The organism is Streptomyces sp. NPDC002176 (genome assembly GCF_044903645.1).
Taxonomy (GTDB): Bacteria; Actinomycetota; Actinomycetes; order Streptomycetales; family Streptomycetaceae; genus Streptomyces.
In genome coordinates, this window is record NZ_JBJDQW010000003.1 from 140,109 (window position 1) to 150,770 (window position 10,662).

The following is a 10,662-nucleotide window of genomic DNA, read 5'->3' on the forward strand; positions in this document are numbered from 1 at the left end:
TGTGAAAGTGCGGGGGAACTCTTGTGCGATCGGGACGCTTCCGCTTGACCAGCGGCGCCGGAATCTCTCAGGGGGCGGACGCGGCGGCCCGATCCTGCCGCGCCCGCCTCACAGGCCGGTCAGCCGCCCATCTCCCGGTACTCGGCGACCAATGCCCGGGTCGACGGGTCGAGGCCGGGGACATCGGCGCCCTCGGTGAGGGCGGGCTCGATGCGCTTGGCGAGCACCTTGCCCAGCTCGACGCCCCACTGGTCGAAGGAGTCGATGTTCCAGACCGCGCCCTGCACGAACACCTTCTGTTCGTAGAGGGCGATGAGCTGGCCCAGCACGGACGGGGTCAGCTCGGGCGCCAGGATGGTGGTGGTCGGCCGCCCGCCCTGGAAGGTCTTGTGCGGGACCAACTCCTCCGGCACCCCCTCCTCCCGGACCTCTTCCTCGGTCTTGCCGAAGGCGAGCGCCTGGGTCTGGGCGAAGAAGTTGGCCATCAACAGGTCATGCTGCGCCTTGAGTTCGTCACTCAGCTCGTCCACGGGACGCGCGAAGCCGATGAAGTCGGCCGGGATCAGCTTCGTGCCCTGGTGGATCAACTGGTAGTAGGCGTGCTGCCCGTTGGTGCCGGGCGTACCCCACACCACCGGCCCGGTCTGCCACTCCACCGGAGTGCCGTCCTTCTGCACGGACTTGCCGTTGGACTCCATGTCCAACTGCTGCAAGTACGCCGTGAACTTCGACAGGTAGTGGCTGTACGGCAGCACCGCGTGCGACTGCGCGTCGAAGAAGTTCCCGTACCAGATCCCCAACAGACCCAGCAGCAGCGGCGCGTTCTCCTCCGCCGGAGCGGTACGGAAGTGCTCGTCCACGGTGTGGAAACCGTCCAGCAGCTCCCGGAACCGGTCCGGGCCGATCGCGATCATCAGCGACAGCCCGATCGCGGAATCGAACGAGTACCGGCCGCCGACCCAGTCCCAAAACTCGAACATGTTGTCCGCGTCGATACCGAACCCGGTGACCTTCTCCGCGTTCGTCGACAACGCCACGAAATGCTTCGCCACGGCCTTGTCGTCACCGAGCGCGTCCAGCAGCCAGGTGCGGGCCGACGTCGCGTTGGTGATCGTCTCGATCGTCGTGAACGTCTTCGACGCCACGATGAACAGCGTCTCCGCCGGGTCCAGATCCCGCACCGCCTCGTGCAGGTCCGCGCCGTCCACATTCGACACGAACCGCAGGGTCAGGCCACGGTCGGTGAAGGGACGCAGCGCCTCGAACGCCATCGCCGGACCGAGATCGGAACCGCCGATACCGATGTTGACGATGTTCTTGATCCGCTTGCCGGTGTGACCCGTCCACTCACCCGAGCGGACCCGGTCGGCGAACCCGGCCATCTTGTCCAGCACCGCGTGCACGGCCGGGACGACGTTCTCCCCGTCGACCTCGACCACCGCGTCCCGCGGGGCACGCAGCGCGGTGTGCAGCACCGCGCGGTCCTCGGTCGTGTTGATCCGGTCGCCACGGAACATCGCGTCCCGCTGCCCGAACACATCGGTGGCGACGGCCAGTTCACGCAGTAGCCGCAGCGCCTCGTCGTCCACGAGCTGCTTGCTGTAGTCGATGTAGAGGTCCCCGACCCGGACCGTGTACGTCCGCCCGCGCTCCGGGTCGGCGGCGAACAGCTCCCGCAGGCTCGTCCCGCCGAATCCCTCGCGGTGCTCCTCGAGAGCAACCCACTCGGGCGTCCGGTTCAGTGCCGTACGGCCTTCTGCGTTCATCTCCGGCTTCCGCCTTCCTCTCTGCGCCTGTCGCCTGTCCTGCCCCGTGTGCCCACTGCGGGACCAACCTAATTGATCACCTTGGGCAGGGACCGGTGGTGACACCGGTCCGCTTCTCGTCCTCCGATACGTCCGCCGAGCGCGCCGGTATCAGTGCGAGCACCGCCAGCGCGAAGAGGGCGGCGGTGCACAGGGCGGGGGCGTTGAGGCCGAGGGAACCGGCGGCGACCCCGCCGAGCAGGGCGCCCAGCGGGGCACCCCCGGTCGAGGCGGTGCGGAAGGCGGCCGAGATACGGCCGGTCATGGCGGCGGGGGCGCGCTCCTGCATCAGCGTCACCTGGTTGACGTTCCACACCATGCCCATCGCGCCGAGCAGCAGCAGTCCGACGACGAGCGCGGCCAACTCCCGGACGGAGCCCAGCAGGAGCAGCGCGCCGGTCTGCACCGTACCGCCCAGCAGCAGGGCCCGTACCCGGCCGAGGCGGCCCGCAAGACGCTGGGCCAGAAAGCCCCCGGCGATGCTGCCGACCGAGTAGGCGGTCATGACGGCCGCGTATCCCGTGTTCCCCGCGTGCAGCCAGCCGGTGACATGCAGGACGAGGGTGGCGATCAGGGCGCCCATGCCGATGTTGCACAGCAGGGTGGCTCCGCATATCGAGCGGAGCGCGCGGTCCCGCCAGAGGGCACGCAGCCCCTCCCCCACGTCGGCGCGGAGGGTGGCGCCGGGCGGGCGCGGTTCACGTGTTGGCGCCCCTATGCGCAGGGAGGCCACGAGCGCGGCGGCCAGGAGGTAGGTGACGGCGTCCGCCGCGTAGGGCAGGAACGCCCCGGCCGTCAGCAGCAGCGGCACGAGAGGTCCGCCGAGCAGGCCGCCCGCGAGCTGCTGACCGGTCATCAGGCGGGCGTTGGCGCTGCCCAGGGACTCCGGCCGGACCACTGAGGGCAGCAGGGCGGTGGCGGCGTTGTCGAACAGGGTCTGGAGGGCGGTGAGGGAGAAGGCGAGGACGATCAGCAGCGGGATCGAGGCGTGCCCCAGGGCCACCGCGAGGGCGAACGCGGCGACGAGCAGCCCCCGCGCCACGTCCACGCCCCACATCGCGCGCCGCTGGTCCACGCGGTCGGCCAGGGCGCCTCCCAGGAGTCCGAACAGCAGCCAGGGCACATACCCGCAGGCGGTCACGGCGGCGACGGCCAGCGGGTCGTCGGTGAGCCGCACGGCGAGCAGGGGCAGCGCGGCCGTACGTAACGCGTCGCCGAAGCGGGAGAGCACGGCGGCGCTCCACAGCCGCCCGAATCCCCCGCGCCACGCGGGCGTTGCCGTCTCCACCACCTGAGCCGTCGTCATGGTCGTCCCCCTGAGTCGCAGTTACCTCACTCACAGTAGGGGGCACCACTGACAACGGGGTCCGACCAGGGGACGGGACAGCTCCGGCCGGACACCCTCTCGGGTCCCGGCCGGTGTCAACTCCTAGATCTCGCCCCGCAGTTTAGCGAGCGCCTCGGCGAGGATCGCCTCGCCGTCCGCGTCGCTGCGCCGCTCGCGCACATAGGCGAGGTGCGTCTTGTAGGGCTCGGTGCGCGGCGGGTCCGGCGGGTTGTCCCGGTCCTGACCGGCCGGGAAGCCGCAGCGCGGGCAGTCCCAGGTGTCGGGGACCTGCGCGTCGCTGGCGAAGCTCGGCTGGGTCTCGTGCCCGTTGGAGCACCAGAAGGAGATGCGCAGACGCGGGGCGGACTCGCCACGCTCGGCCTCGCCCATCGGCCCCGCACCGACCCGGCTTCCCCGGATCGCGTTGCCACTTGCCACGGTCGTAACTCCCTGCGTGATGGTGCCGCGAAGCAGGTCGGCCTATCGCTTCGCCGCGAGCGCCTCAGTTTACGTAAGGCCCAACGCGCGTCCAGTGATGGGAGGTACCGCCCCCGCCCAGACGCAAGCCCCATGATAGGCCGCGCTCGTGAGCGCGTACCGAACATGGGGCCTTACGTGTGGAATCTATGCACTTGTGGGACGTGCGGGGCATCGCGACTATACGCGCGGCCCCCGCCTCGGCGGTCCGGTCAGCCGCTCGACTTCATGAGCAGGCCGAGCACGATGATCGAGGCGAACCAGAGCACGGCGATCACGACCGTGATGCGGTCGAGGTTGCGCTCGGCGACCGAGGAGCCGCCCACGGAGGACTGCATGCCACCACCGAACATGTCGGAGAGGCCGCCGCCCTTCCCCTTGTGCATCAGCACCAGCAGCATCAGCAGCAGGCTGAAGACGATCAGGGCGATCGAGAACCCCAAAACCACGGCTGGACCAACTTCCTCGGATTCGGACGGACGGTTTGAGCTGGACGACGGGGGCACGGCACGATGGCCATGCCCCCGCAAGAGTACGACGTATCGCCGCTACCGCCTACTCGCGGACCGGATCACTGATCGCGGAACCGGACGATCTTGACGAACTCGTCCGTGTCCAGCGACGCGCCGCCCACCAGGGCACCGTCGATGTCCGGCTTGGCCATGATCTCGGCGACGTTGCCGGACTTCACCGAGCCGCCGTACTGGATGCGGATCTTGTCGGCGATGTCCTGGGAGTACAGCTCGGCGAGCTTGCCCCGGATCGCGCCGCAGACCTCCTGCGCGTCCTCGGAGCCGCAGACCTTGCCGGTGCCGATGGCCCACACGGGCTCGTAGGCGATCACGACGGTCTCGGCCTGCTCGGCCGGGACGTCCTTCAGACCGCCCTCGACCTGGGACAGGGTGTGGGCGACGTGGTTCCCGGCCTCGCGGACGTCCAGCTCCTCGCCGACGCACAGGATCGGGGTGAGGCCGTTCAGGAACGCGGCCTTGACCTTGGCGTTCACCACGTCGTCGGTCTCGTGGTGGTACTGGCGGCGCTCGGAGTGACCGGCGAGCACGTAGGAGCACTTCAGCTTGGCCAGCATCGGGCCGGAGATCTCGCCGGTGTAGGCGCCGGACTCGTGCTGGGAGATGTCCTGGGCGCCGTACTTGATCTTGAGCTTGTCGCCGTCGACCAGGGTCTGCACGGAGCGCAGGTCGGTGAAGGGCGGCAGGACGGCGACCTCGACGGCCTCGTAGTCCTTGTCGGCCAGGGCGAAGGCGAGCTTCTGGACGTGCGCGATGGCCTCGAGGTGGTTGAGGTTCATCTTCCAGTTGCCCGCCATGATCGGCGTGCGAGTGGTCATGCGGGGTCAGTCCTCCAGTGCGGCGAGGCCGGGGAGCGTCTTGCCCTCGAGGTATTCGAGGGAGGCGCCGCCGCCGGTCGAGATGTGGCCGAATGCGTTCTCGTCGAAACCGAGCGTACGCACCGCGGCGGCGGAGTCACCGCCGCCGACGACGGTGAAGCCGTCGGAGTCGACGAGGGCCTGGGCGACCGCCTTGGTGCCCTCGGCGTAGTCGGGGTGCTCGAAGACGCCCATCGGACCGTTCCAGAAGACGGTCTCGGCGTCGCCGAGCTTCGAGGCGTACAGCTCGCGGGTCTTCGGGCCGATGTCCAGGCCCTCCTGGTCGGCGGGGATCTTGTCCGCGTCGACCACGGTGTGCCGGGAGGGCGCCTTGGTCTTCAGGTCCGGGAACTCCGGGGAGACCAGGACGTCGACGGGCAGGACCAGCTCGACGCCGTTCTTCTCGGCGCGCTCCATGTACTCCTTGACGGCCGGGATCTGATCCTCCTGGAGGAGGGAGATGCCGACCTCGTGGCCCTGCGCTTTGAGGAAGGTGTAGGCCATGCCGCCGCCGATGAGCAGCCGGTCGGCCTTGCCGAGGAGCTCGTCGATGACGGCGAGCTTGTCGGAGACCTTGGCGCCGCCGAGGATGACGACGTAGGGGCGCTTGACGTCGTCGGTGAGCTTCTTCAGGACGCCGACCTCGCGGGCGATCAGGTACCCGGCGTAGTGCGGCAGCCGGGCCGGGAGGTCGTAGACCGAGGCGTGCTTGCGGTGCACGGCGCCGAAGCCGTCGCCCACGTACACATCGGCGAGGGCGGCCAGCTGGTCGGCGAACTCGCCGCGCTCGGTGTCGTCCTTGGAGGTCTCGCCGGGGTTGAAGCGCAGGTTCTCGATGACCGCGACCTGCCCGGGCTCCAGGCCGTCGACGGCGGCGTGGGCGGCGGGACCGACGGTGTCCTCGGCGAAGGCGACCGGGGCGCCGAGGAGTTCACCGAGGCGCTCCGCGACGGGGAGCAGCGAGAAGGCCGGGTCCGGGGCACCCTTGGGGCGGCCCAGGTGGGAGGCGACGACCACCTCGGCGCCCGCGTCCGCGAGGGCCTTGATGGTGGGCACGACGGCACGGATGCGGCCGTCGTCGGTGATGGTCCCGTCGGCCAGCGGCACGTTGAGGTCGGCGCGGACGAAGACCCGCTTGCCGCTCACGCCGTCGGCGAGAAGTTCGTCGATCGTCTTCATTGAGTGGACTCCTGAGGAGGGCTCGTGGTGCCCCTGATCGTAAGAGGGCGTGGTCCGTGCGTGAGACAGGGCCCGGACAGCGCGGCCGTGCGCTGCCCGAGCCCTGCTCTCACTTCGAGGTCCTGCTGTGTCGGATCAGAGCTGCTCGCCGACGAAGGTCGTCAGGTCCACGAGGCGGTTGGAGTAGCCCCACTCGTTGTCGTACCAGCCGAGGATCTTCACCGTGTTGCCGTCCTGGACCATGGTCAGGGACGAGTCGAAGGTGCAGGAGGCCGGGTCGCCGACGATGTCGGAGGAGACGATCTCGTCCTCGGTGTAGGAGAGGAAGCCCTTCAGGGAGCCGTCCTCGGACGCCTTCTTGAACGCGGCGTTGACCTCGTCCTTGGTGACCTCGCGCTGCAGCTCCACGACCAGGTCGGTGGCCGAGCCGGTCGGGACCGGGACGCGCATCGCGATGCCGTCGAGCTTGCCCTTGAGCTGCGGCAGGACCAGCGCGGTGGCCTTGGCGGCACCGGTGGTGGTCGGGATGATGTTCTCGGCGGCGGCACGGGCGCGACGCAGGTCCTTGTGCGGGAAGTCAAGGATGCGCTGGTCGTTGGTGTACGCGTGCACCGTGGTCATCAGGCCGCTGACGATGCCGAAGTTCTCGTCCAGGACCTTCGCCATCGGCGCCACACAGTTGGTGGTGCACGAGGCGTTGGAGATGACGTGGTCCTTCGCCGGGTCGTACTTGTCCTGGTTGACGCCCATGACGATGGTGATGTCCTCGTCCTTGGCCGGAGCCGAGATGAGGACCTTCTTGGCGCCACCGGCCAGGTGCTTGGCGGCGTCGTCGCGCTTGGTGAAGATGCCGGTCGACTCGATGACGATGTCGACGCCCAGCTCGCCCCACGGGATGTCGGCGGGGTTGCGCTCGGAGAGCACCTTGATGGTGTGGCCGTCGACCGTGATGGTGTCGTCGGTGTGCGTCACCTCGGCCTTGAGGCGGCCCAGGATGGTGTCGTACTTGAGCAGGTGCGCCGTGGTCGCGGTGTCACCCAGGTCGTTGACAGCCACAACCTCGATGTCCGCACCCTGCTCCAGCAGTGCGCGGAAGTAGTTACGCCCGATGCGGCCGAAGCCGTTGATGCCTACGCGGATCGTCACGAACCGATCTCCTCGTTGGTACGCCGGCTATGCGGTGCCGGCGAGCTGTATTTGGGATGTCCCCGACCAACCCTGACCCTACCCCTCCCGGGCCCTGGGGGTGACATCGAGATGACGCATAAACGGGCAGGCGGTCCGTACCCGTCAGTAGGGTACGGACCACCCCGGAACGGCGGTGATTTCACCCCTGTTTGTCAGGGAATGATGGGCGCCGCCGACGCGCTTTTCACTCGTTCGTGAGCGGGTTGGCTCACCTGATGCGGGGCCGTTCCGCGCACCACTGAGAGGGGGTCCCGCTCACCTGTCGAGTGCGGTCAGCGCCTTGCGGGCGAGGGCGGTCCGTTCGGCCGCCGACGGGACCTGTTCGAGACCGAATCCGAGCAGCACGGTGTCGTCGGTGGTGATCGCTCCGTAGGTCTGGAAGAGGGTGCCGGTGCGGGTCCAGTCCTTCAGTACCGCCGGGCTCCCGGCGGGGGGTCCGGAGGCGCGCCAGGGGCCGAGGGAGGACTCGAACCCTTCCGTCTCCTTCGCGTTGCCGCCGATGACGAGCGAGGCGTCGTCGGCGAGCACACCGTGGCCGCCGGTGCCGGGGTCGGTGATGTAGGAGACGGAGAGTTCGACCTGCTTGCCCGCGTAGGCGCTCAGGTCGAAGTCGACCCGCTGCCAGCCCGCCGACCGGCCGGTCAGGCTGTGCCACCGCCCGGTGGTGCCGGTGGCCGCGCAGTCGTTGCCCGAGAGGGTCAGGTAGTGCCGGAGCCAGGGGTGCTCCTCGACGAGGAACCCGGCCCCGCACTCGGCGGGCACGGCGTCGGTGGTGGCCCCGCCCGCCTCCGGGAGGGTCGTCCAGTCGTCGGCGCCGACGGTGTGGACCTCCACCACCGCGTGGTCGTAGCCGCGCTCGGTGTCCCACAGCAGCCGGGTGCCGAACGCGGGCCGGTCGGCGGCGCCGACACCGGTGAGGTCGATGGTGCGGGTGAGGCGCTTGTAGGCGTCGTCGGTGTGCACCGCGGCGGCCATGTACGAGCCCGCGTACGGCCCGTACGGGCTGACGGCACCCGTGAACCGGCCCGCGCCCGCGCTGCGGAACTGGGGGTACTTCGCGGCGGGCAGCTCGTCGGAGGTGACGCCGTAGGCACCGGCCGCGTCGAGCGGGTTGCCGGGCGCGTCCCCGAGCGCGGCGGAGACGCCGGTCAGCCTGCCGGTGCCGGTGAGGCCGGTGACGCCCGGGGTGGCGGTCCGGCTGTAGGCGCCCAGGTAGTACTGGCTGAAGTCGTCGGAGAGGTTGCCGCCGCCGAGGTCCACGTCGCCTCCGGCGCCCTCACCGGCCTCGATCAGCTTGCCGCCCTCGTTGAGGTGGGCGCGCAGCTGGAGCTGGGTGGCGTTGCCGGGTCCGGCGGGGCCGGAGTAGTGGACGACGGTGCGGAAGTGGCCGAGTACGCCGAGGGCGTCGGGGGCGCCGCGCCGGGCGGTGTCCCACACCAGGGGCCTGCGCCCGGCCGCCTTCAGCGCGTCGGTGTAGGCGCGGGTCTGGGTCGCGGTCGCGCCCTCTTCGGCGACGACGAGGGTATCGGCGGTGCCGCGGTCGGCGACGGTGTAGGTGAAGTGGCGACTCGCCTTCGCACGGCCCCCTCCCGTGAACCAGACCTCGACCCGGTCACCGGCTCTGCCGCCGGGCACCTCGGCGCGGTACTGGTCGAAGTGCAGGTTGTCGTCGCCGCCGTAGGTCTCGCCGCCCTTCCAGGGGCGCAGGGTCCGCTCGTGCGAACGTCCGCCGTTGACGCGGTACACCAGCCGCTTGTTCCGCACCGCCTTGCGGGCGACGACGGAGACCTGCTGGCCGCCGCCCCGCGCGTAGGAGGTCGTGAACGTGGCCGGGGTGAAGTCGGGGGCGCTCAGGCCGACGGTGGAGACGGGCCGGTCGGGGTGGGCGGCGGTCTCGGCCACGGACAGCGCGAACGGCACGTTCTTCTCGAACTCCCGTTGGATCAGCGTCTCGTCGTCCGGGAAGGTGAAGACCGAGCGGCAGTCGTCGGGGTTCCAGGCGTCGTCCGGGTCGGACTCGGAGGCGGTCGCGCAGGTGGACATCTCGGGGGTGAACATCGCCATGCCGTTGACGTTGGCGGCCTGGCCGTCCGCCTCGCCGTTGGTGGTGTACAGCTCGGAGGAGACCTGGGAGCGGTAGCCGGGGATCGCCGGTTTGTCGGGGGTTCCGGCCAGTGCCTTGTAGAGGACGTCGTCGGGGGTGTCGGTGGCGACCTGCCAGCCGACGCCGTAGAGGAGGAGTTCCGCGGCGGAGTGGTAGTTGATCCCGTACGCGAACCGGACGCGCTTCTCCAGCGCGTCCAGCGCCCTGGTCTCCGGCTCGGAGTGCGCGCTGGGACCGCGGTAGGTCTCGCTGGCGGGGCTGGGGGACGAACCCTCGTCGTCGTAGCCCCACTTGTAGCCGAAGTTGCGGTTGAGGTCGACGCCGTCCCCGGTGCCGATGACACCGTCGCCGTTGATGTCGCGCAGGTTCTTCCGCCACAGCCGGGTGCCGGAGTCCTTGAAGGTGTAGTCGTAGCCGTCGGGGTTCGCGGACAGGACGAACCACAGCTCGGTCGTGTCGACGAGCTTCTTGATCCGTTTGTCCGACCGGTAGTTGTCCAGATAGTGGTGCATCAGGCGCCGGGTCATCTCCGGGGTGATCCACTCGCGCGCGTGCTGGTTGGACAGGTACAGCACGGCGGGCCGGGAGCCGTCCTTCGAGGTCCGGGCGTTCCTGGTGACCTTGAGCGCGAGGATGTCCTGGCCGCGCACGGTGCGCCCGATGGACTCGACCTTGGCGAGGCCGGGGTTCTCCTGGGCGGTCCGCAGGATCTCCTCCTTGAGCCCGCCGCTGCCGCTGTACGGGCGGAACACGCCCTGGGCGGCGGCCGACAGGCGCTTGTTCGCGCCGGTCGGCAGGGAGTGCTCGGTGAGGCGGACGCCCTGCTCCTTCAGGCCGCTGGCCTGCCGGTCGGTGAGGTAGACCTCGACGGCGGTCCGGCCGCGTGCGGCCACCCGTTCCCCCAGCTCATGGGCGTCCTGCCCGGCCCTGAGCAGCAGGGGCACCTGGGCGCGGGTCACCTCGGCCCGGAAGACCTTGACCTCGTCGCCGCTGTCGGCGGGCGCGCTTCCCCGCGCCTGCGCGACGGGCGTGAGGCAGGCCGCTCCGGCCAGCAGCGCGCCGACGGCGAGGACCGCCCTGGCCGTGAGTCTGCCTGTTGGTCTGGCTGCGGGTCGGGATGCGGGTCTCACTCGGTGTCTCATGAACCCCCCTCGCGGTGGTCCGCCACAGTGGCGAACAGGTTGCCAGGCTCATG

General features: G+C 69.9%; 8 protein-coding genes. All 8 read right to left on the reverse strand.

Annotation, left to right across the window (positions count from 1 at the left end; genetic code table 11):
- Positions 1-119: 119 nt before the first annotated feature.
- Entirely contained in the window at positions 120-1,766 is a 1,647-nt protein-coding gene (gene pgi, locus ACI2LY_RS14445) for a glucose-6-phosphate isomerase (RefSeq protein ID WP_404707436.1), read from the reverse strand.
- 76 nt (positions 1,767-1,842) lie between these two features.
- Positions 1,843-3,111, reverse strand: a complete 1,269-nt coding sequence (locus ACI2LY_RS14450) for an MFS transporter (RefSeq protein ID WP_404707437.1) — start codon at positions 3,109-3,111, stop codon at positions 1,843-1,845.
- A gap of 123 nt (positions 3,112-3,234) precedes the next feature.
- Positions 3,235-3,570 carry an RNA polymerase-binding protein RbpA gene (locus ACI2LY_RS14455; RefSeq protein WP_003957010.1) on the reverse strand — a complete coding sequence of 112 codons (336 nt, stop codon included), beginning with the start codon at positions 3,568-3,570 and terminating at the stop codon, positions 3,235-3,237.
- A 251-nt stretch (positions 3,571-3,821) separates the two neighbouring features.
- Positions 3,822-4,058, reverse strand: coding sequence for a preprotein translocase subunit SecG (gene secG / locus ACI2LY_RS14460; protein ID WP_030809737.1), 237 nt, complete (start codon positions 4,056-4,058; stop codon positions 3,822-3,824).
- A 122-nt stretch (positions 4,059-4,180) separates the two neighbouring features.
- Positions 4,181-4,957 carry a triose-phosphate isomerase gene (gene tpiA / locus ACI2LY_RS14465; protein ID WP_404707438.1) on the reverse strand — a complete coding sequence of 259 codons (777 nt, stop codon included), beginning with the start codon at positions 4,955-4,957 and terminating at the stop codon, positions 4,181-4,183.
- A gap of 6 nt (positions 4,958-4,963) precedes the next feature.
- Positions 4,964-6,175, reverse strand: coding sequence for a phosphoglycerate kinase (locus tag ACI2LY_RS14470; RefSeq protein ID WP_393911312.1), 1,212 nt, complete (start codon positions 6,173-6,175; stop codon positions 4,964-4,966).
- 135 nt (positions 6,176-6,310) lie between these two features.
- On the reverse strand, positions 6,311-7,321 hold the full coding sequence (gene gap / locus ACI2LY_RS14475) for a type I glyceraldehyde-3-phosphate dehydrogenase (protein ID WP_388992030.1): 1,011 nt from the start codon (positions 7,319-7,321) through the stop codon (positions 6,311-6,313).
- Positions 7,322-7,618: 297 nt separating this feature from the next.
- The gene (locus tag ACI2LY_RS14480; RefSeq protein WP_404707439.1) at positions 7,619-10,597 is read right to left on the reverse strand and encodes a M14 family zinc carboxypeptidase; all 2,979 of its coding nucleotides are present in this window, start codon (positions 10,595-10,597) and stop codon (positions 7,619-7,621) included.
- Between the last annotated feature and the right edge of the window lie 65 nt (positions 10,598-10,662).